The organism is Pseudomonas sp. NFACC43, assembly GCF_900119645.1.
Classification (GTDB): Bacteria; Pseudomonadota; Gammaproteobacteria; order Pseudomonadales; family Pseudomonadaceae; genus Aquipseudomonas.
Genome location: NZ_FPKK01000003.1, coordinates 338,415 through 358,659, shown reverse-complemented (window position 1 = coordinate 358,659; position 20,245 = coordinate 338,415). Strand labels below are relative to the sequence as shown.

General features: G+C 63.6%; 16 protein-coding genes. 9 read left to right on the top strand and 7 right to left on the bottom strand.

What is annotated here, in order from left to right:
- Positions 1 to 45: 45 nt before the first annotated feature.
- From BT179_RS08510 to pvdM, 3 genes are read right to left on the bottom strand one after another with little or no spacing between them, the layout of a single operon-like run.
- Positions 46 to 942 carry a dihydropyoverdine dehydrogenase gene (locus tag BT179_RS08510; RefSeq protein WP_072430708.1) on the bottom strand — a complete coding sequence of 299 codons (897 nt, stop codon included), beginning with the start codon at positions 940 to 942 and terminating at the stop codon, positions 46 to 48.
- 34 nt (positions 943 to 976) lie between these two features.
- A complete protein-coding gene (locus BT179_RS08505) occupies positions 977 to 2,257 on the bottom strand; it encodes a pyoverdine-tailoring periplasmic protein PvdN (protein ID WP_072430707.1) in 1,281 nt (426 codons plus the stop codon).
- On the bottom strand, positions 2,254 to 3,624 hold the full coding sequence (gene pvdM / locus BT179_RS08500; RefSeq protein ID WP_072392109.1) for a pyoverdine-tailoring dipeptidase-like protein PvdM: 1,371 nt from the start codon (positions 3,622 to 3,624) through the stop codon (positions 2,254 to 2,256). The genes BT179_RS08505 and pvdM overlap by 4 nt, the downstream gene beginning before the upstream one ends.
- 260 nt (positions 3,625 to 3,884) lie before the next feature.
- On the opposite strand from pvdM, the gene BT179_RS08495 reads away from it, so the two are divergent.
- Both BT179_RS08495 and BT179_RS08490 read left to right on the top strand, forming a co-directional pair.
- On the top strand, positions 3,885 to 5,501 hold the full coding sequence (locus tag BT179_RS08495) for a pyoverdine maturation tyrosinase PvdP (protein WP_072430706.1): 1,617 nt from the start codon (positions 3,885 to 3,887) through the stop codon (positions 5,499 to 5,501).
- A 102-nt stretch (positions 5,502 to 5,603) separates the two neighbouring features.
- Positions 5,604 to 5,909: a hypothetical protein gene (locus BT179_RS08490; protein ID WP_072430705.1), complete on the top strand. Its 306-nt coding sequence runs from the start codon at positions 5,604 to 5,606 to the stop codon at positions 5,907 to 5,909.
- A 236-nt stretch (positions 5,910 to 6,145) separates the two neighbouring features.
- Here BT179_RS08490 and BT179_RS08485 read toward each other — a convergent pair whose 3' ends face one another.
- Positions 6,146 to 6,472 carry a DUF6124 family protein gene (locus BT179_RS08485; protein ID WP_072392118.1) on the bottom strand — a complete coding sequence of 109 codons (327 nt, stop codon included), beginning with the start codon at positions 6,470 to 6,472 and terminating at the stop codon, positions 6,146 to 6,148.
- Between the two features lie 574 nt (positions 6,473 to 7,046).
- Between BT179_RS08485 and BT179_RS08480 the strand changes: the two genes are divergently transcribed.
- Entirely contained in the window at positions 7,047 to 7,454 is a 408-nt protein-coding gene (locus BT179_RS08480) for a DUF6088 family protein (protein WP_072430704.1), read from the top strand.
- A complete protein-coding gene (locus BT179_RS08475; protein ID WP_072430703.1) occupies positions 7,435 to 8,397 on the top strand; it encodes a nucleotidyl transferase AbiEii/AbiGii toxin family protein in 963 nt (320 codons plus the stop codon). The genes BT179_RS08480 and BT179_RS08475 overlap by 20 nt, the downstream gene beginning before the upstream one ends.
- Before the next feature lie 47 nt (positions 8,398 to 8,444).
- On the opposite strand, the gene BT179_RS08470 is transcribed toward BT179_RS08475, so the two are convergent.
- From BT179_RS08470 to BT179_RS08460, 3 genes are read right to left on the bottom strand one after another with little or no spacing between them, the layout of a single operon-like run.
- Positions 8,445 to 9,839 (bottom strand): efflux transporter outer membrane subunit, encoded by a 1,395-nt coding sequence (locus tag BT179_RS08470; protein WP_072430702.1) that lies wholly within the window; start codon positions 9,837 to 9,839, stop codon positions 8,445 to 8,447.
- Between the two features lie 10 nt (positions 9,840 to 9,849).
- On the bottom strand, positions 9,850 to 11,820 hold the full coding sequence (locus BT179_RS08465) for a MacB family efflux pump subunit (RefSeq protein ID WP_072430701.1): 1,971 nt from the start codon (positions 11,818 to 11,820) through the stop codon (positions 9,850 to 9,852).
- Positions 11,821 to 12,972, bottom strand: a complete 1,152-nt coding sequence (locus BT179_RS08460; protein ID WP_072430700.1) for an efflux RND transporter periplasmic adaptor subunit — start codon at positions 12,970 to 12,972, stop codon at positions 11,821 to 11,823. It abuts the gene before it with no gap.
- Between the two features lie 311 nt (positions 12,973 to 13,283).
- Here BT179_RS08460 and BT179_RS08455 point away from each other — a divergent pair, with 311 nt between their 5' ends.
- The 5 genes from BT179_RS08455 (at position 13,284) to BT179_RS08435 (ending at position 20,163) form a co-directional block, all read left to right on the top strand.
- Positions 13,284 to 13,766, top strand: a complete 483-nt coding sequence (locus BT179_RS08455; RefSeq protein ID WP_072392130.1) for a sigma-70 family RNA polymerase sigma factor — start codon at positions 13,284 to 13,286, stop codon at positions 13,764 to 13,766.
- A gap of 153 nt (positions 13,767 to 13,919) precedes the next feature.
- On the top strand, positions 13,920 to 15,254 hold the full coding sequence (locus BT179_RS08450) for a lysine N(6)-hydroxylase/L-ornithine N(5)-oxygenase family protein (protein ID WP_072430699.1): 1,335 nt from the start codon (positions 13,920 to 13,922) through the stop codon (positions 15,252 to 15,254).
- Positions 15,255 to 15,526: 272 nt separating this feature from the next.
- Positions 15,527 to 18,808, top strand: a complete 3,282-nt coding sequence (locus tag BT179_RS08445) for an ATP-binding protein (RefSeq protein ID WP_072430698.1) — start codon at positions 15,527 to 15,529, stop codon at positions 18,806 to 18,808.
- A gap of 193 nt (positions 18,809 to 19,001) precedes the next feature.
- On the top strand, positions 19,002 to 19,436 hold the full coding sequence (locus BT179_RS08440) for an ANTAR domain-containing protein (protein ID WP_072392139.1): 435 nt from the start codon (positions 19,002 to 19,004) through the stop codon (positions 19,434 to 19,436).
- 112 nt (positions 19,437 to 19,548) lie between these two features.
- Positions 19,549 to 20,163 carry a response regulator transcription factor gene (locus BT179_RS08435; RefSeq protein WP_072392142.1) on the top strand — a complete coding sequence of 205 codons (615 nt, stop codon included), beginning with the start codon at positions 19,549 to 19,551 and terminating at the stop codon, positions 20,161 to 20,163.
- Positions 20,164 to 20,245 lie beyond the last annotated feature (82 nt).

Here is a 20,245-nt window from a genome sequence, read left to right as displayed (position 1 = left end):
TGGCGCGAGGCACGGGCAGGGTGGTGTGGGCAGGGCGGTCACGGTTCACATATCCCGGGCCACCCGGAACCCCAGCCAGTCGCCCCGTGCGTCGGGATAGACCGCGTTGCGGTTGCCCGAGCGGGAGAACACCGGCGCTTCGCCCCAGTCATTGCCGCGGATGCGCCGCACCTTGCAGTCGCCGCTGAGCCAGGCGCTGCCGTCGCTCGGGGCGCCGACGTAGTCCGGGTTGTAGCAGTCGGCCGTCCATTCGTAGACGTTGCCGTGCATGTCGTACACCCCGAAGGCGTTAGGCGCGAAGCGTCCGGCGGGGGACGTGAAGTTGTAGCCGTCGGCCGCGCCGTAGGTATTGGCGTGCTGGGCGATGCTATAGTCCTTGCCGTCATCGAAGGGGAAGGGGAACGGGCCGGTGCTGCCGCCGCGGGCCGCGTATTCACGCAACGACTCGCTGACCAGGCGGTATTGTTTCCCGGTCTTTTTCGACAGCCACGCCACGTAGGCATTGGCTTCTTCGAAATTCATGCACACCGCCGGGTGCATGTCGGTGTACTGCTTGCCCGGGTCGCTGCCCTGGTAGTCGGGAACACCGGCCTTGCAGGCACGGCCGGGGCGCTTGTCGGCGTCGGGCATCGTGTAGCCGGTGTCCTGCAGATAAGCGAACCATTCGCCCTTGAGCACTTGGAAGCGGCTGATGGCCACGGGCCTGGCGAATGTCACCGGGTGCATCGGTCCTTCATCGGGTTCGCGGCCGACTTCGTCGTCCGGGGTGCCCATGGTGAAGGTGCCACTGGGCAGCACCACCATTTGCGGGCAGTCCTTGCAGTCCCGGAATACCTGGCCCGGCTGTGCCGCCTGGGCGCCGATGCAGAGCAGGCCGGTGGCGGCGGCGAGGGCCAGCGCGGGCAGTGTCTTCACTGAAAAACTGTGCAACTCACGGTTCATCATCTTTCTCGATAAAGTCAAAGAAGGGAGCGGTTCAGAGCGTCTTGCTCAGCAGCCCCATGAAGTGATCGATCTCGGCTTCGGTATTGAGTAGCCCAGGCGCGGTGCGGACCACTGGGCCGGCGTCGCGATGCACCGCGTCGGCAATCACCCGGTTCTTCATCAGGTAGGCGGCGATCTCGTCGCTCTCGCGGCCCTTGACCCGAAAGAAGGTGAAGCCGGCCGACAGGTCCGGGCTCAAGGGCGTGACCAGCTCGATCTGCGGCTGTGCCAGCAACTGTTTTTTCAAGTAGGTATTGAGGGCATGGATGCGTGCCTGCACGTCGGCCTTGCCCAGTTGCAGGTGCAACTTGAAGGCTTCGTCCGCCGCCCAGCGATGCTCGAAGGCGTGGAAACCCCCTGGCGTCATCACGGTGGAAAACGCGGTGGCTTCGGAGAACGTTGGAATGATCGGCGTGACGTACTTGAGCTCTTCGCTGCGGCTGCATACCAGGCCCGTGCCCCGGGGGCCGAACATCCACTTGTGGGTGCCGGCGATGAAGAAGTCGCAGTTCATCGTCGGGAAATCGAGGTCCTCGACACCGAAGCCGTGCACGCCATCCACCACGTAGACGATGCGCTGGGCGTCGCTGCGGCCCTGGTTGTGCTTGTCGACGAGCGCGCCGATCTTGTCGATGGGCAGCTTGACGCCGCTACCCGAGTGCACCCAGGTCATGCCCAGCACGCGAGTCTGCGGACGAATGCTGCGGTCGATGGTGGCGAGGATTTGCGCCTCGCTGGCCTCGTGGGCGCTTTCGAACAACTTGATCTTGCGCACCTGTGTGCCGTTGCGCTGGGTACGCAGGCCGAGGATGGTGTGGGTGGAGTAGTGTTCGTGGGCGGTGGTGAGGATCTCCTGGTCGGCGCTCACCTGAACGCCGCCATAGATCATCGCCAGGCCTTCGGTGGTGCTGCCGGTAAGGGCGATCTGTTTGGGGCTCGCTTGCAGGTAGCGACCGGCCCAGGTCCGGACGTTTTCCTCGCGTTCTTCGGTGACCCCCAGGTCCCAGTCCATCAACAATCCCGGATTCTTGTCCAGCGCGGCGCGGTGTCGTTCGATGGCTTCGCGTACCGGACGCGGGTGGGTGGTGACCAGGAAGTTGGAAAAATGCAGGTAGTCCGGATCCTGGTCGAACAGCGAGCGCAGCTGTGTCCATTTGTCCCGGGAAATCGGCGGCAACGGATCGGCGATCGCCGGGGCCGGGAGGCTGGCGGCCAGTGGCAGGCCGGCGGCGAGGATGCCGGCCTGCTTCAGGAAAGTACGGCGTTCATTCATGGCTGGACGGCCTTCTGGTTCGAGGCCACGGCTGGCCGGGCGGCTTTCTGCACCTGGTCCCAGACCCGCAGGAAATTGCCGCCCCACAGCTTGGCGATATCGGTTTCGGAGTAGCCACGGGTCAGCAGCTCGGCGGTGACGTTGCGAATGTCGCCCACGTCCTCCCAGCCTTTCACGCCGCCGCCTTCGTTGAAGTCCGAGCTGATGCCGACGTGGTCGATGCCGATCTTGCGCACGGCATAGTCGATGGCATCGCCCAGATCCTTGAGGCTGGCCTTGGGTTCTTCCTCCAGGATGCCGTAGAGCTGGGCGGCGTATTCGCCAAACCGTTGCTCCGGCCAGGCGGCGATGATCGGGTCGCCTGGCATCAGTGCCATCGCCAGGTTAGGCAAAGGCGGCAAATCGAAACGCGCGCGCAGGGCGTTGAGTTTGTCCTGGGTTTTTTGCGTCAGTGGGCGCAGGTACTGGGAAAAACCGACGATCTGCACCACGCCGCCGCTGGCCTTGATCAGTTGCATTTCCTTGTCGCTGAGGTTGCGCGGGATGTCCACCATCGCCCGTGGCGCCGAATGGGAGGCCACCAGTGGTGTGCGGCTCAGTTGTGCGACTTGCTCCAGGGCCTGGGTCGACATCTGCGACACGTCGATGATCACGCCCAGGTCGTTCAGGCGGCCCACGGCTTGCTTGCCGATGTCGGAAAGACCGCCCAGGGCGTCGGCGGAATCGTTGAAGAAGGGCAGCGGCCGCGAAGAGTCGGCCCAGTCGTTGTTGCCGATGTAGCTGAAGCCGAACATGCGCATGCCTCGCGCCGTCCACAGGTCCAGCAGGCTCAGGTCGTGGCCCAGGGGATAGGCATTGAGCATGCTGATGAAAATCGCGAACTTGCCTTCGCCGTGCAGGCGTCGCAAATCATCCGGCGTGTAGGCGATGGCGACCTGGTTGGGAAAATCCCGAACCATGCCGGTGATGATCTTGTAGCGTACCTCCTGCTGGTTGCGCGCCTCTTCGACGAAACCGGCGGTGGGCCTGTGGGGGGCGTTGGGGCCGTTCCACAGCTCGGGCCAGCCGAAGATGGTCAGGGCTGCGCCGGACAGGTGCCCGCGGTTGGCTTTCACCAGGTCGAACTGGCCCTTGCCGTCCTTGTCGGCCTCGTTGCCGGCGGTGCCGAAGTCCAGCGGCACGGTGATGTGACTGTCGAAGGAGAGCAGGCGTTCATGCAGCTCCCGGGCTTGCTTCATCACCTTGACCGGGTAGCCGGGGTTGTCCCGCCACCAGTGGTCCCAGGCCGCGAGGCCACCACCGACCACCAGCGCCAGGGCCAGGGGCACGCCGATGAACAGAGCCTTTTTCGAACGTCGTGTTGTCATTGCCGATCTCAGTCAGGTTCGCCTTGGAAAGACAGGCGCGGGGGCCTTTGCTATCTGGGGGGAACGAGTGATCGGGCGGGAAATTTAGGCGTTCTCGGGCCCGCCATCCCGAGCAAGCTCGCTCCCACCATCTGGAATGCGCTCACCTGTGGGAGCGAGCTTGCTCGCGATGAGGCCCCCCGTTTCCCTATAAATTTGTCAGTCCACCCATCGTTCTAGCTTGGATAAAGCCCGCTCCAGGGCCTGACACAGGTAAGGCAATGACGATTTCTCGACGATGGTTCATGGCAGGCCTGGCGCTGACCGGCGCCGCCGTGCCTGCGGTGTATTACGGGCATCGCGAATTGACCCGGCCGGACCCCACCATCACCCCCGGCGAGGCTTCATTCGATGTGGCGGACGTGGCGGGCCAGCGCCGGGCGGACAAGCTGCGCGGTATCTGGACGATCCGCTTCACGGGACGCGATGCCGGCCTTGACGGTCTGCCGCCCGAGGGGCTGCAGGTATTCCTCGACATCGCCCACAAGGGCCGTGGCCTGGTGGGATGCCTCGATACCGCCGAACGCCTGCGCGCTGGCGACGAGCCTCGTTACCGGCTGCTGGGCGACCTGGCCGGCGCCGACCCCAGGCAATTGAGCTGGCGACTCACCGGTGCCGAGCATGCGGCGCCGGACTACGAATTCATCATGACCCTGGACGAGGTCTGGGCCGGCTTCGGCAATGCCGGCCGCGCCACGCTCAGCGGTCGGGTGTCGCGCCTGGACCGGTCGGCGGCCCTGCCGGAACTCGACAATCAGTTCATCGCCCTCAAGCAAGCGTTCCCCGAAGCCCGCGAACGCACGCCGCTGAGCCCTGCGCTGCTGGCCTGGCTGGTGTCGCCCGAGCATCGTCTGTTCCATCAGCTCTGGCATGCCTCGCGGGATAAATGGCACGCCCTGGACGAAGACAAGCGCGACGCCCTGCGGGGCCTGGGCTGGCAGCCCGGGCCTCGGGACCAGGAGCGTGACGCTCGCGGCCCGCGCAAGGACCGCAACGGCTCGGGCATCGATTTCTTTTTCATGCATCGGCACATGCTGGGGACGGCGCGTTCGTTCCAGCCGCTGCCGTCCTGGCAACGCTTTCCCTTGCCGCAGCCAGAGCTTGACCGTGATCGCCTGGGCTTCGCCCGGTATTTCGACAACCTCGACGGTACGGCCTTGCCGCCGACCTGGCTGGCCGCCGGTGACGAGCAATACGCCCAATGGGTGAGCGACATCAAGACCGCGGAGACCTACCACAGCAATTTCCTGGTCTGGGAGTCGCGTTACCGGGATCCGCGTTACCTGTCGAAACTGACCCTGGGCCAGTTCGGCTCGGAAGTGGAACTGGGCCTGCACGACTGGCTGCACATGCGCTGGGCCTCGGTGCCTCGGGACCCGTCCAACGGCCACCCGGTGCCGTTCGCCCGCGATCAGGCCGACTTTGCCCAGCGCTGGTTCGCCCCGGAGAACGACTTCCTGGGGGATCCGTTTTCGTCCCATGTCAATCCGGTGTTCTGGGCTTTTCATGGCTGGATCGACGACCGCATCGAAGACTGGTTCCGGGCCCATGAGCGTTTCCATCCGGGGGAAGTGAGCCGGCTTGAAGTCAAGGGTGTGCCCTGGTTCGCCCCGGGCCGCTGGGTGGAGATCGCCGACCCCTGGCTGGGCCCGGACACCCATGGCTGCAGTACCACGCCAGGGTTGCAGGTTGGCCGCTCGGTAGAGATGGATCCGGAAACCATGAAGCTGGCCCTGCGCATCACCTTCGGCAGCGATGACAAAAAGCTTTCCAAACTGTTGCGCCGGGTGCCGCAACGGCCCTGGTATGCGCGCAATCTCAAGGCCAGACCTGTGTAGTGCCTGGCGAGGAGACCTGTTAGTTCTTACAGCAGACAGCCTCGTCCTCTCGGCATAGAGTGCCTGCACTGCCATCGGATCATCTGCCAAAGGAGGCTTCGAATGGAAACCAGCAAAGGCATCCTGATTACCTTGACCGAGAAAACCGGGACGACTTTCGGGACGGTGGAGATTGATTTCGTGACCCGCATGACGGGGTTCATCGATGACGACCCGGACACTGAGTTCATCGACTCGATTGTGTCCGCCTACGGCGTCCGGGTGACCAGGACAAACCCGCAAGGTCCCCTCGACAGGGTTTCGGTACATGGAGACATGGACGGGGATAATGACGTTGACGCGGCCGACAGTCAGGCGCTGATCGATCTCGCCATCGCCGCAACCAGGGTGCCCGAACCGGCAGGATAAACCCAGGCCACAGTGACCGCGGTCCGTCAGATACACCGCCATCGCGGGCAAGCCCAGCTCCCACAATGACAGCAGCTTGTCAGATACACGGCGAACCCCTGTGGGAGCGAGCCTGCTCGCGATAGCGGCGGCACATCCAGCATCACCGGTTCAGGTAGACCGCATCGCGAGCAGGGCTCGCTCCCACAAAATGTGGCTCTTTCATATTGGGGGGCTTGATAGGACTTTGCTCAGGGCTACGGCCGTTCGGCGATATCCAGGGCGCGGTTCGCCAGCAGTTCGCCCAACTCGACCATCTGCTGGATCCCCAGCGCAAAATGCCGCCGCGAACCCTCCAGCTCGAACGCCAGTTCACTGGCCATGACATTGACCGAGGCCAGGGTCTCGCTGAGGTTGGCCAGCAGGCATTCCATGTCCACGCCTTCTGCCACGGTGAACAACTGGCCCGGTAATGGATTGGTCTTTTCAGGTTTGGGGTCGAGGTAGAAGGCGAGGGCGCGGTCGGCGGCTTCGTTGAGTTTTTTCGAGTCGTCTTCGGGGGGATTGGGGGTGATCTTGAACATGGTGCAGCTCCTGGTTATTCACGTGGGCTGACATTCATCACTTGCAGATGATGGGTGGCAGCTATGCGCGGGTCTGCAAGACCGGGAAACCAGGCACCCGGCAGACCCGAAGGTCTCCCACACACAGCCGCCATGAAACGAACAAAACCGTCTCGATGGGCTTGCGGCTACGTGCCTGGTTTTCGTCGGGCTTGCAGACCCGATCGCTGAAATCAGCGATCCGGAAACAGTAAAAGCCACGAGCCAGGCACACAAGCCGGCGGATTCTGGCGCAGTTGTAGGCAATGGCGCAAGGCGATGTAGCCTCGCTCGGGAGTCCTAAATGGCAGGATAAACAGAATCAAAGCCGGACACCCTGTGTACGGACATCGCCCACAGCTGCTTCAGAATCCGCCGGCTTGTGCGCTTTGTGCTTCATCGGTAGGTTGAGATTTGTCGCTACTGCTCTCTGAATTGGCCTGTATTCCCCATGCTGATCTATACTGAGCAAGCATGAGCACAGTTTGTATTGAAAAATTCATATGGAACAGTAGGTTGTGTACTTTTCGGGCTTAGGTGCCGTTTGAGGTGAGACATGATTATCGAGGAGCGCATCAGGAGATCAATCGCCTTGCGAAAGGACGACGTGTTTCTGCGCTCTGAATTTTCCAAGTTCGGCAGTTCCGCACAGGTATCCCGAGCGTTGCGTCATCTGGTGGCTAACGGTGTATTGGTCAGACTTGGCGTTGGCGTCTTCGCGAAGGCTAAAAACAGTGTGCTCACCGGCAAGCCAATCCCGATACGTCCGCTTGAAGTTCTGGCGCCTCTGGCTCTGCAGAAGCTTGGCGTGAAGATCACGGCGGGGCGCGCGTTGCGTGAATACAATGCCAGCGACAGTTTGCAGCTTCCCGCCGGCGTTGTTTTTGATACAGGCTCACGCCGTATTATCCGCAAGCTCGGCTTTGGTGGGCGCTACGTAGTTTATGAAAACCATCACGCCTGAGCAGGTTGAGTTGATTGATGCGGTACTGGCTGAGGTTGAGGTCGGTTTTCTGACCGCCAGCATTCTTGAAAAAGACATCCATGTAACCGATGCCTTGCAGCATCTGATGGGAATACAGTTTCCGGGCATTCGATTAGTGTTCTGTGGCGGGACGAGCCTGTCCAAGGCCTATCGATTGATCGAGCGCATGTCAGAAGACGTTGACTTGAAGATCGTATGGGACAAGTCGAGCATGTTCAGTGCTTCGGCTCAAAAGCGACACCTCAGTCAGTTGAAGGCTGAGGTTTCCCAGGGGCTCGCCAGGCTTGGCTTCGAAGAAATCGTGGACGCGCGTATTGCCCGGAATGAAAACCGATATTTCTCCAGTCGTTGGCAATATGCACCTCAATACCCGCACGACTTGAGTTTGCGCCCTTATCTGAGCCTGGAACTGACCGCACGAATGCCTGAGTTCGAAGTGACTCTGCGACCGCTGGAACACTTGGTGGATAGACTTGCCGCAAGGCCTGGGTACTTGGGAAGTATCCCCTGTGTAGCGGTTGAAGAAACACTTGCGGAAAAAGTCATTTCATTTCTTCGGCGTTATGCCCAGCACCAGGCCGGGGCCATGCTTCAGGCGTGGGACGATACATTGGTGCGTCATATCTACGACGTTTATTGCATCAGCCTTGCCGATCCTGCCGTCAGCGAACGAGCCGCCAGCGGTTTCAAAAAACTGGTGAACTTCGACGCCGCTGAATTTGGTCGGCAGTTTCCTCCGTTCGCTGCCGATCCAGGAAAGGTCATGCAGAGAGCCCTCGATCAAAGCAGCTCGGACGCGGCGATTCGTGGCCAGTATGACGCGAGGCTGATGCCGTTGATTTTTGGCTCCATCCGCCCCGGCTTCGACGAGGCTTTTGCAGTGTTTCGTGAACACGCCGAGTTGTTGATTCGAACTCTTTGAATGCTTGGTCAGATTAGCTGGCCTCCGCGTGTTACTTGGTTTTAGCCTTACATCACCTGCCACCCACCACCCAATGCCTTGTACAACGCCACGCTAGCCTGCACCCGCGCCAATCGCAATTGCACGTTCATGTCCTGGGCGGCGTACAGCGTCCGTTGGGTTTCCAGCACCGTGAGCAGGTCTTCTGCGCCGGCCCGGTAGCGGCTCTGGGCGATGTCGAAGGCGGTCTGGGCCTGGTGCAGTTCTTCGGTCTGCCACTGCCGTTGCTGGTCCAGGCCGTCGATGCCGTTCAGGGCTTTCTCGACATCGGCGAAGCCGTTGACGATGGCGGCGCGGTAGAGCTCCAGCAACTCCTCCTGGCGGGCGGTGGCCCTGTCCCGTTCGGCCTTGAGGCGGCCGTTGTTGAAGATCGGCGCGGCCAGGCCGGCGCTGAGGTTGTAGACGTTGTTGCGCAACAGCTGGTCGGCGATGTCGGCACCGGTGGCCAGGCCCAGGCCCAGGGTCACGGAGGGCAGCATCGCGGCGCGGGCCACGGTGACGTCGGCCTGGGCCGCCGCGAGGCGCGCTTCGGCGGCGGCAATGTCCGGCCGCCGGCGCAGCAGCTCGCTGGGTACCCCGGCGTCGACGGACGGCCAGTTCAGGCGGTCGAAGGGTTCATCCTCGATCCGGATCGACTGCACCGGTTGTCCCAGTAAGGTGGCCAGGGTAATCAGGGCTTCCCGGGCCTGTTGCTGCACTTGGGGCAACCGGCGCTGTTGGGCCGCCACCAGGCTTTTTTGCTGGGACAGCTCCAGGGCCGTGGCGCTGCCGGCGTCGTAACGGGTCTGGACCAACTGGAGCACGTTGTGGGCGTTGGCCAGGTTCAGCTCGGCGATGCGCTGTTGTTCGCGAAGGGACAACGCCTGGGTGTAGCTATTGGCGACCCCGCTGAGCAGGGTCAGCTCCACGGTCGCCTGGTCGAACCGGCTGGCTTGCAGTGTGTTCAGCGCGCTGTCCCGGGCCGCCCGTTTACCGCCCCAGAAGTCCAGCTCGTAGGTGGCGCTGAGGTGGGCATCGTAGTAATCGATGGTGCGGTTGTTCCGGTCCACGTCCAGCTGGCTGTAACCCTGGCCCCGCAGCAATTCCTGGCGGTTGCCGTTGAGCCCGGCGGTGATCTCGGGCAGCAGTGGGGCACCGGCGATCACCGCGCTGGCCTGTGCCTGGCGAACCCTGGCCATGGCGGCGGCCAGGTCGTGGCTGTCCAGGCGCGCCTGTTCGATCAGGTGGTTCAATTGCGTGCTGCCAAATTGCGTCCACCATTGCTGGTTATCGGCGCGAGCATTGGGCGTATGGAGGCTCTGCCAGGCCGGTGGTGGCTGGATGCCGCTGTCCGGCGCTGGCACCGGGCTGGCGCAGGCCGCCAATAGCAGGCTGGCGGCCAGGAGGGTCAGGTGCGCTTTCATAGATTGGGATTCATTCACTGGTGAGGGCCGCGACCGGGTCGAGGCGGGCGGCCTTGCGAGCCGGCATGAAGCCGAAGACGACGCCGGTGACCAGGGCGCAGCCGAAGGCGCCGAACACCGCCAGCCATTCGAAGGCCACGGCGATCCTGCCCAGCAGCAACGCGCCGCCCACCAGCAGGGCCAGGCCGATGCCAGCGAGCCCACCCACCACCGAGAGCATGACCGCTTCGGTGAGGAACTGGCGCAGGATGTCGCGCTGGCGAGCGCCGGTGGCCATGCGGATGCCGATCTCACGGGTCCGCTCGCGCACGGTCATGAGCATGATGTTCATCACGCCGATGCCTCCCACCAGCAGCGAGATCGCAGCAATGGCCCCGAGCATCAGCGACAGCGTGCCCTGGGTCCGGGCTTCGGCCTGGATCATCGCGGCGTTGTTGGTCAGTTCGAAATCCTGCTTGCCGTCGTGCAGGCGCAGCAGGGTCCGGGAAATGGCCTGCTCGGCCTCCTTGACCTTGCCCGCGTCCCGGGCGGCGATCACCACGTATTCGGGATGACGGGTGCCGAACAGCCTGACGCTGGCGGCGGAGTAGGGCACGGCGATGCGGTTGTCGGCGTCCGAATCCCCGGAACTGGCGCCTTTTTCCGCCAGTACGCCGACCACCTGGAACGGCATGTTCTCGATCAGGATATAGCGGCCGATGGGATCGGCGATGTCCTTGAGCAGTTTCTGCCGGACCTTGTGGCCGATCACCGCCACCGCCGCCGCGCCTTGTTCATCGGCGTCGGTGAAATAGCTGCCCTCGGTCACCGGCCAGTTGAAGATCGTCGGGAAATTCGTGTCGTTGCCGCCCACGTAACTGGTGTGGTCGAGGTTGCCGAAACGCACGCTGGCGTTGGCGCCGTTGACCGGCATGATGCGTTGCACCTCGGGCAGGGCGGCGAGGGCCGCCAGGTCATGCTCGCTGATGATGCCCTTGGCGGCGCGTGGAGTGGGCGCGGAGCCGTTGAGGTACATGATGTTGGAGCCGAACGCTCCCATCTGCGCCATGACCTGGCGCTTGCTGCCTTCGCCCACCGCCAGCATCACCACCACCGAGGCCACGCCGATGACGATGCCGAGCAGGGTCAGGGCGGTGCGGAAGCGGTTGATCCACATCACCCGCCACGCCGCCTGTACCGCGTCCACCAGCTCGCCTTTCCAGGCGCCGTTGTGTTCGCTGCCGGCGCTCAGGCGCTGGCGCAGGTCCACGGCCTGCAGTGCTTTCGGGTTGGCTCGCGGCGGTGGCGTATCGGTGCGGGCGCTGTCGCTGATGATCAGCCCGTCGCGGACCTCGATGATGCGTTTGGCCCGGGCCGCCACTTCGCGGTCATGGGTAATCAGGATCACCACATGGCCCTGGCTTGCCAGTTCGTCGAGCAAGGCCATGACCTCGATGCCGCTCTGGCTGTCGAGGGCGCCGGTGGGCTCGTCGGCGAGGATGATGTGCCCGCCGTTCATCAAGGCCCGGGCAATCGACACCCGCTGCTGCTGGCCCCCGGACAATTGATGCGGACGGTTGCCGGTGCGGCTGGCCAGGCCCAGGCGTTCGAGCAGGGCGCTGGCCCGGGCGTGACGCTCGGCGGCAGAGGTACCGGCGTAGATGGCCGGCATCTCGACGTTTTCCTGGGCCGTGCCGGACGGGATCAGGTGATAGCCCTGGAACACGAAGCCGAACGCCTCGCGCCGCAACCAGGCCAGTTCGTCGCTGCCCAGGCGAGCGACGTCCTCGCCGGCAAAACGGTACTCGCCGCTGGTAGGGCGATCGAGGCAACCGAGGATGTTCATCAAGGTGGACTTGCCGGAGCCGGACGCCCCGACGATCGCCAGGAAATCCCCGGCATGGATCGACAGGTCGATGCCGCGCAGCACCTCCACCCGCGGACTGTCGCCGCCACCATAGGCCTTGCGGATGTCCCGCAGTTCGATCAGGGGCGTGTCCATTCAGCCCCCGTTGCCAGCGGCCGGACCGATGAGCACCCGCTCGCCCTCGCTGAGGCCGTCGAGGATCTGGGTGCGCAGGCGATCGCTGACGCCGGTCCGGACGCTGCGTGCCTGGACATCGCCGTTGGCGGCCAGCACCCGCACCTGGCCGGCGTTGTCCTGCAAGGCCGCGGTGGGCACGGTCAACACATCGTGGGCCTGGGCGGCGACGAAGAACACCTGGGCGGTCATGTCGGTCATCAGGGCGCGGTCGGCGTTATCCACATCCAGCAACACGGTATAGAGCACCACCCGCTCGGTGCCGCTGCGCCCTCCCGTGGGGCTGCCGCCCTGGCTGGCTTCCAGCGGGCGCGGCGGCACGGGGAGAATCTGGCGCACGGTGCTGCTCCAGCGCCGGCCGCCCCCCGCCAGGGTGGTGAAGTAGGCGGTCATGCCCGGCTTGACGTGACCGATGTCCGCCTCCGACACCTCGGCCCAGACCGTCATCGGCGACAGCCGGGCGATGCGCAGTATCAGCGGTGTCTGTTGCTGGGCATTGAGGGTCTGGCCTTCCCGGGCCCCGACAGCCACCACAGTGCCGGCCATGGGCGCATAGATGCGGGTATAGCCCAGCTCGGCCTCGTCACTGCGCAGGCTGGCCTGGGCCTGGCGGATCTGGGCCTGGAACATGTCGATGCGGGCCTGGGTCGCGCGCACTTCGGCCTGGGCCGTCTGCACGTCTTCCTCGCGGGTGGCGCCGCCGGCCTTGAGCTGCTGCTGACGGCGGAATTTCTGCTGCGCCAGGTCGTGCTGGGCCCGTTGTTCCTGGAGCTGGGCCTTGAGGTTTTCGATGGAGAAGCGCCCGGCATCCAGCCTGGCCTGTTGCGTGGAAGGATCGATTTCCACCAGCAACTGCCCCTCGCGAACCTCGTCGCCGGCCTCCACGTGGATCTTCTGGATCTGCCCGGAGGCCTGTGCGCCCACATCCACATAACGTCGTGGCTGCAACGTTCCCAGGGCGGTCACGCTGTTTTCGATATCGCCCCGGGTGACGGCGACGGTGGCCAGGGGGGCGTTATTCGGTACCACCGCCTGCCAGGCGGCGAAGGCCACGGCTGGGAGCACGGCGAGAGTCAGAAGCCAGGCGCGACGGGTAGGGCGGGGACGTTTCATGCAGGGTTCCGGCCGGTGAAATCGGGCCCGTTCCAGGGAGGCGGGGACGGGGGCTGTTCTGGTAAACGAGCGCTTTGAACGGGAATTTACTGGCTTGAAACACTTGGTAGCAGGTTGAAGGGAAGACAACTCAATCGCCGATCCATGGATGTGGTGGTGGCGGGATTTATCTGTGATACAAACGAATGCTTTAAATCTATATGAGAATTACTATAAATTACGCGATTGAATCTGACACCATCGTGCTACCGCCTTTTCGAGCGGGCCGGGTGGCAGAGGGGTAGCTGTCGCAGCCATTGCGCACGGGAGTCATGTTGGAAAACTACTATCGCGAGCTGGTGTGTTTCCTGAACGCCAGGCTAGGCAACCGCCAGGCGGCCGAGGATGTGGTGCATGACGCCTATGTGCGGGTGCTGGAGCGTGCCAGCGATACGCCCATCGAACAGCCCCGGGCGTTCCTTTATCGCACGGCGCTGAACCTGGTGATCGACGGGCATCGACGCAATACCCTGCGCCAGGTCGAATCCCTGGATGTGCTCGACAGCGAAGAACGTTTCTTCACACCATCGCCCCATACCAGCCTCGACCATGGCCAGCGCCTGGACATGCTGCAACGTGCCCTGGCCGAACTGCCGCCGCTGTGCCGGGAAAGCTTTTTGCTGCGCAAGCTCGAAGGCCTGTCTCACCCGCAGATCGCCGAGCGCCTGGGCATTTCCCGGGCACTGGTGGAAAAGCACATCGTCAATGCCATGAAACACTGCCGTATCCGCGTCCGGCAGTGGGACAAGGGCTGAACCTCGTCGCGCGTTAAATTTCCTTTCATCGTCCTCGTTACCACTCAACAGCAACTACTGACGACTTGCCGGCCCGGTTGCATGGGCACCGCCGGCCGGTTTTCCCGGCTTTTCGCGCCCTGTTGAGGGGCTTCTCTCCAGAGGACACTGGACATGACACAGGCAACTGCAACGCCCCACGTTCACGATTTGATCGGCATCGGCTTCGGCCCCTCGAACCTGGCGTTGGCCATCGCGTTGCAGGAGCGCGGCCCGGTCCAGGGCGAGCTGGATGCGCTGTTCCTCGACAAGCAGGCCGACTATCGCTGGCACGGCAATACCCTGGTGACCCAGAGCGAGCTGCAGATCTCCTTCCTCAAGGACCTGGTGACCCTGCGCAACCCCACCAGCCCCTATTCGTTCGTCAACTACCTCAAGCAGCACGGTCGCCTGGTGGACTTCATCAACCTGGGCACCTTCTACCCGTGTCGCATGGAGTACAACGACTACCTGCGCTGGGTCGCCGCACAGTTCGCCGGGCAGAGCCGCTACGGCGAGGAAGTGTTGCGTATCGAACCGGTGCTGCAGCACCAGCAGGTCGAAGCCCTGCGGGTGATCTCCCGGGACGAGCAGGGCAAGGAGCGAGTGCGTACCGCCCGCTCGGTGGTGGTGAGCGCCGGTGGCACGCCGCGTATTCCGGCGGCATTCAAGGCGTTCAAGGACGATCGCCGGGTGTTCCACCATTCCCGCTACCTGGAGTGCATGGCGGCCCAGCCTTGTGTGAAAGGCCAGCCCATGAACATCGCCATCATCGGCGGCGGCCAGAGTGCCGCGGAAGCCTTCATCGACCTCAACGACAGTTTTCCTTCGGCGCGGGTCGACATGATCCTGCGCGGCTCGGCCCTCAAGCCGGCCGACGACAGCCCGTTCGTCAACGAAGTGTTCTCGCCGGAGTTCACCGACCTGGTGTTCCAGCAACCCCACAGCGAGCGCGAGCGCCTGATCAACGAGTACCACAACACCAATTATTCGGTGGTGGACATCGACCTGATCGAACGCATCTACGGCATCTTCTATCGGCAGAAAGTCTCCGGCATCGCCCGCCACGCGTTCCGTACCCTCACCACTGTGGAAAAAGCCACCGCCACCGACGCGGGCGTGGAGCTGGCGGTACGCAACAACGCCACCGGCGAGGTGAGCGTGCGTCTCTACGACGCCGTGGTGCTGGCCACGGGATACGAGCGCCAGACGCACCGCACCTTGCTGGCGCCGCTTGCGCAATACCTGGGCGACTTCGAAGTGGACCGCAACTACAAGCTGGTCACCGACGAGCGCTGCAAGGCTGCGATCTATATGCAGGGTTTCTGCCAGGCCAGTCATGGTCTGAGCGATACCTTGCTGTCGATCCTGCCGGTGCGCGCCGATGAGATCGCCGGCTCGCTGTATGAGCATGCCAAGCACCACGACCAGAGCCGCCCGGTACGCGACCAACTGCTGGCCGCGGTGTAGACGACATCAGCGCGATCCCTGTGGGGGCAGGCGGCACCCACAGGTCTTGTTCACGTCTTTTCGGCGGGCCTGGGCCATAAGTCGTTGGCCTCAGGCAGGCAAATCCTCGGAAATTTCCTACACTCAATCCACGCCTGTCACCGTTCGATAGGCGTATGGACGGTTCGCTGTTCCCTCGCATTGGCAGTCTGAACCTATCAGCCGGTCACTCGGGCTCGACCTGAAGCCAGCGGTGCGCCGGGCCGATTTCGCCAAGCGAAACCCCGATTCAGATGATGCAGCTTCTACGCACGGGCCTGGTGGCACTGTTGCTGGGCTCGTTGAGTGTGATGCCACAGGCTGGCGCGGCTCCCGAATGGCTGGAGGTACTCGGGCGCTCTCACGTGGACGATTATTCGGTGTCCCTGGAGGCGGCGGACCAGGCTTGGTTGCGGCAGAAGGGCACGTTGCGGCTGGGGGCCTCGGCGCCGGATTACGCACCCTTCAGCATCACCGGCAATGGCCGCGACTATGAGGGCCTGACCGCCGACTACGCGCAGTTGCTCGGGCAGTTGCTGCAGGTCCAGGTGCGGGTGCTGCGCTATCCGTCCCGTGCCGAATCGCTGCAGGCGCTGCGCGAGGGTGAAATCGACCTGCTCGGCACGGCCAACGGCTTCGAGGCCGACGATCCGGCGCTGGTGATGTCGCGGGCCTACGCCGATGACCTGCCCACCCTGGTGGCCCGCATCGACGACAGCCAGGATCTGCCCCCGGACCTGGCGGGCAAGCGGCTGGCGATGCTCTACCACTATTTGCCACCGGAACGGGTCGAGGCGTTCTATCCCGACGCGGCCTTGCAACTGTACCCCTCGACATTGAGTGCCATCGGCGCCGTGGCGTTCGGCCAGGCCGATGTCTATCTGGGGGATTCCATCAGTTCCAACTACCTGATCAGCAAGAATTACCTGAACAACGTCCAGCTGGCGGACTTCTCGCGCCTGGAAGTACAGCCGTTCGCCTTTGCCCTCAGGCGCGACAATGCGCGCCTGCTGCGGCTCGTCAACGCGGCGTTGCAAGCCATTCCCACCGGCGAAAACATGGTGATCCAGCGCCGCTGGAGCGCCGGCGGCGCGAGCATGCCAGGCCAGCAGGCGCTGCATTTCAGCGTCGATGAACAGCGTTGGCTGGAGGCCCATCCGCGGATCAGGGTGGTGATCGACGAGAACTTCCTGCCGCTGACGTTCACTGACGAACAAGGTCATTTGCGGGGCATCAGCGCCGATGTGCTGGCCAGGATCAGCTTGCGCACCGGCCTGAAGTTCGATATCCAGCGTGGCAAATCGGTGTACGACCTGATCGACCAGGTCAGGAGTGGCCGGGCCGATGTGTTGGCGGCAATCACCATCAGCACCGGCGCCGAGGATGACGACACGCTGCGTTTCACCCGGCCGTACCTGACCAACCCCTTCGTGCTGGTGACCTCCCTGAAGGGCAAGGCTCCGTTGACCCTCGACCAGATGGAAGGCAAGCGGCTGGCGCTGGTGCGAGGCAATGTCTTGCAGCCCTACCTGCAGGAAACCTTTGCGAAGGTGCAACTGGTGCCTGCGCAAAACGTGCCCGAGGCCATGGCCATGGTCGCCGCCGGTACCGTGGATGGTGCGGTCAATTCGTTGATCAGCGCCCGCTACATGATCTCGCGCCAATACCGCGACCGGTTGCAGGTCACCAGCACCGTGGGCACCTTGCCGGCACGCATTGCCCTGGCGACCCACCGGGATGCGTCGCAGCTGCATGGCATTCTCGACAAGGCGCTGCTGGGCATCTCTCCCGAGGAAATGGACGAGCTGACCAACCGCTGGCGCAGTGAGGTGGTGATCGATGACAGCTACTGGCTGCGCAACCGCACCACCATCGTCCAGGGATTTGCCATCGCCGCGCTGCTGTTGCTGCTGGCCCTGGGCTGGGTCGCTTATCTGCGGCGGTTGCTGGAGCAATTGCGTGTGGCCAAGGCCAGCGCCGACGACGCCAATCGGGCCAAGACCACGTTCGTGGCAACCATGAGCCATGAAATCCGCACGCCAATGAACGCGGTGATCGGCATGCTGGAGCTGGCGCAGAAAAAAGCCGAACAAGGCGTCGTGGACCGGGAGGCTATCGAGGTCGCTTCCGGGGCGGCCCATGGCTTGCTGGATCTGATCGGCGACATCCTCGACATCGCCCGTATCGAGTCAGGGCGCCTGTCCCTGGCGCCGGAACGGGCCAACCTGCGGCAGTTGGTCGAGTCGGTGGCGCGGATGTTCGAAGGCCTGGCGCGACACAAGCACCTGGACCTGCCCCAGGACCTGGGCGAGGCGGCCAATCGCGATGTGCTGATCGATCCGTTGCGCTTCAAGCAGATCGTCTCGAACCTGCTGGGCAATGCCATCAAGTTCACCGACCGGGGACAGGTGCGCCTGAGCCTGCAGGCCGAGCCAGGGCCTGACGGTGAGCGCCTGGATATTCGCCTGCGGATCGAAGACACCGGTTGCGGGATCGCCCGGCAAGACCAGGAGCAGCTGTTTCGCCCTTTCACCCAGGCCCCTCACTCGCGCCAGTCGGCTCGCAGCGGGGCCGGGCTGGGATTGGTCATCAGCCACACCTTGTGCGAAATGATGGGCGGTAGCCTGACACTGGAGAGTGCGCCGGGGCAGGGGACTCAGGTGGAGGTGCGCCTGAGCCTGCCCTTGCTCGACGCCCTGGCGCCGGTTCCCAAGCTGGAGGTCGAGCCGGCGACGTCGGCCCGGCGGCTGGACATTCTGGTGGTGGACGACCACCCGGCCAACCGTCTGCTGCTGTCCCGGCAGTTGAGCTACCTGGGGCATCGGGTCGAGGTGGCCGAGGACGGTGTCCAGGGGCTGCGCGCCTGGCGCGACGGACACTTCGACGCGGTCATCAGCGACTGCAACATGCCGTCGATGAACGGCTATGAACTGGCCCGGGCCATTCGCGCCGACGAGCGCATCCGAGGCCAGGCGCCAGCAGTGATCCTGGGGTTCACGGCCAATGCCCAGCGCGAGGAAAAGGACCGCTGCGTCGAAGCCGGGATGGATGATTGCCTGTTCAAGCCCATCGGTCTCACGGGGCTGAGGGCGCGCCTGGAGGACGTCATCGATGCCCGGGCCGGCGGGACGGAGTCCGCCGCGGCCATCGACGACCTCGACTTGAGCAGCCTTGAAGAACTGACGGGGGGCGACACCGCTTCGCTCAGGGAGCTGCTGGGCACCTTGCTGCGCAGCAATACCGACGACGAGGCACATCTGGTGCACCTGGCAGACCGCCGCGATGTGCCTGGGCTCGCGGACCTGGCGCATCGGATCAAGGGCGGGGCGCGGATGATCCAGGCACAACACCTGATCGCCGCCTGCGAAGCCCTGGAGGATGCCTGCCGAAGCGCCGACGCCTCATCGGTGGCCAGTGCGGTGGAGGATCTGCGCCAGGCCATGGAGCAACTGGCCCAACGTCTGCAGGACCATCTGGCGGGAGGAACCGCCCGTGCCGGACCGCGAAGCGATACCGGCGGTTTTTTGCGCGAATGACATGGCAATCCTTGCGTCGGGGATGGCTTTTTCCGACTCTTTTTAGGACTCGTCCTACAGCGCCCCCGAAAAGCTTCCTCTAGCCTGACGCCCCTTAACGTTCACGAGCCGGCTTCTGGCACTTTGTACGAAAGTCGCGCAGGCACTTTCGGTACGAAGCCTAGCCGTCGCGTTGTCATTGGGATGCCTTGTCATGCCGAACAAAGCACTACGTATCATGATTGCCGATACACAACATTCTCATCGGATGAGGCTCGAGTTCCTGTTCAACCAGCAGGGCTATTACCGCATTGCCCCCGTGAGCCACGCGCAGGAACTGATGACACTGGTGGAGTACACCAGCGAGCCGTTCGACCTGCTTGTCGTCGATGCCTGCCTGGCAGACGGCGTGCTGCAACTGCCCGGTCTTTTCCTCGACAACCCCCAGCTGCGTCACGGGCTGATCTACAACACCCGCCAGGCCGGGCTGTTGTCGGTTCCGGTCTCGCGTCGCTCCAGTGTGCAGCTGCATCCTGCGCCACTGCCCGACCTGGCTTCACTGGCGCGCCTGATGGAACAGGTCGATCCCCAGGAACACGGGGTGGGGCAGACCTGGAGAAGCTCCGCCATCCAGGGGCTCGGCGGCTGATCTCGACCATTGGTCGGGACTGTCAGACCTGACAGGTGGCCCGGCCTGCCGCCTGTGCAAGAGTCCGGTGCAGTCATGGCATCGGTGTCGTCAATTCATCTGGGGAATAGCCTTGAAGAACGTGTTGATCGTGGATGACCACCCTGTCATACGGGGGGCGCTGCGGCTGATTTGCCAGAACGAAGGGTTTTCACGCGTCAGAGACGCCAGCGGCGTGGCCGATGCCAGGGCGCTCATCAAGGAAAGTGCGCCGGACCTGGTGATTCTGGACCTGGTGATGAATGGTTTCGATGGCCTGGACCTGCTGGTCTGGATCATGGCCCAGCACCCCGAATGCGCGGTGCTGGTATTCACCTCCCAGGATGCCCAGCACTTCTGTAACCGTTGCATCTCGGCGGGAGCGAGGGGCTTCGTGACCAAGCGAAGCGACCTGAAGGAACTGGCCAAGGCGCTGCACGCCTTGAAGTCCGGTTATTCCTATTTCCCCCAGATGCCTGTCCGGCTCGACCTGCGGCAGCGCACCGAACAGCAGGCCCTGGAAAGCCTTTCCACCCGGGAGCTGTCCATCCTGCGGATGCTCGCCATGGGCATGCGGGGCAAGGATGTGGCCGAATCCCTGTTCCTCAGCCCGAAGACCGTCAGCACCTACAAGACCCGTCTGCTGGAAAAGCTGGGCTTGAAGACCCTGGTGGGGTTGTCGGATTTTGCCAAGCGCAATCACCTGTAAACCGTGATCGTCCTTCAGGTAGAACGCTGAGGCTGGTTTTTGCAGCCTAGCGGATCGACGGTGTGGCTTTTAATCTGTCTCC

Excerpts from the sequence above, each read along its gene's own strand:
- BT179_RS08510 (WP_072430708.1), bottom strand. The coding sequence starts at position 942 with ATGAACCGTGAGTTGCACAGTTTTTCAGTGAAGACACTGCCCGCGCTG.
- BT179_RS08505 (WP_072430707.1), bottom strand. The coding sequence starts at position 2,257 with ATGAATGAACGCCGTACTTTCCTGAAGCAGGCCGGCATCCTCGCCGCC.
- pvdM (WP_072392109.1), bottom strand. The coding sequence starts at position 3,624 with ATGACAACACGACGTTCGAAAAAGGCTCTGTTCATCGGCGTGCCCCTG.
- BT179_RS08495 (WP_072430706.1), top strand. The coding sequence starts at position 3,885 with ATGACGATTTCTCGACGATGGTTCATGGCAGGCCTGGCGCTGACCGGC.
- BT179_RS08490 (WP_072430705.1), top strand. The coding sequence starts at position 5,604 with ATGGAAACCAGCAAAGGCATCCTGATTACCTTGACCGAGAAAACCGGG.
- BT179_RS08485 (WP_072392118.1), bottom strand. The coding sequence starts at position 6,472 with ATGTTCAAGATCACCCCCAATCCCCCCGAAGACGACTCGAAAAAACTC.
- BT179_RS08480 (WP_072430704.1), top strand. The coding sequence starts at position 7,047 with ATGATTATCGAGGAGCGCATCAGGAGATCAATCGCCTTGCGAAAGGAC.
- BT179_RS08475 (WP_072430703.1), top strand. The coding sequence starts at position 7,435 with ATGAAAACCATCACGCCTGAGCAGGTTGAGTTGATTGATGCGGTACTG.
- BT179_RS08470 (WP_072430702.1), bottom strand. The coding sequence starts at position 9,839 with ATGAAAGCGCACCTGACCCTCCTGGCCGCCAGCCTGCTATTGGCGGCC.
- BT179_RS08465 (WP_072430701.1), bottom strand. The coding sequence starts at position 11,820 with ATGGACACGCCCCTGATCGAACTGCGGGACATCCGCAAGGCCTATGGT.
- BT179_RS08460 (WP_072430700.1), bottom strand. The coding sequence starts at position 12,972 with ATGAAACGTCCCCGCCCTACCCGTCGCGCCTGGCTTCTGACTCTCGCC.
- BT179_RS08455 (WP_072392130.1), top strand. The coding sequence starts at position 13,284 with ATGTTGGAAAACTACTATCGCGAGCTGGTGTGTTTCCTGAACGCCAGG.
- BT179_RS08450 (WP_072430699.1), top strand. The coding sequence starts at position 13,920 with ATGACACAGGCAACTGCAACGCCCCACGTTCACGATTTGATCGGCATC.
- BT179_RS08445 (WP_072430698.1), top strand. The coding sequence starts at position 15,527 with ATGATGCAGCTTCTACGCACGGGCCTGGTGGCACTGTTGCTGGGCTCG.
- BT179_RS08440 (WP_072392139.1), top strand. The coding sequence starts at position 19,002 with ATGCCGAACAAAGCACTACGTATCATGATTGCCGATACACAACATTCT.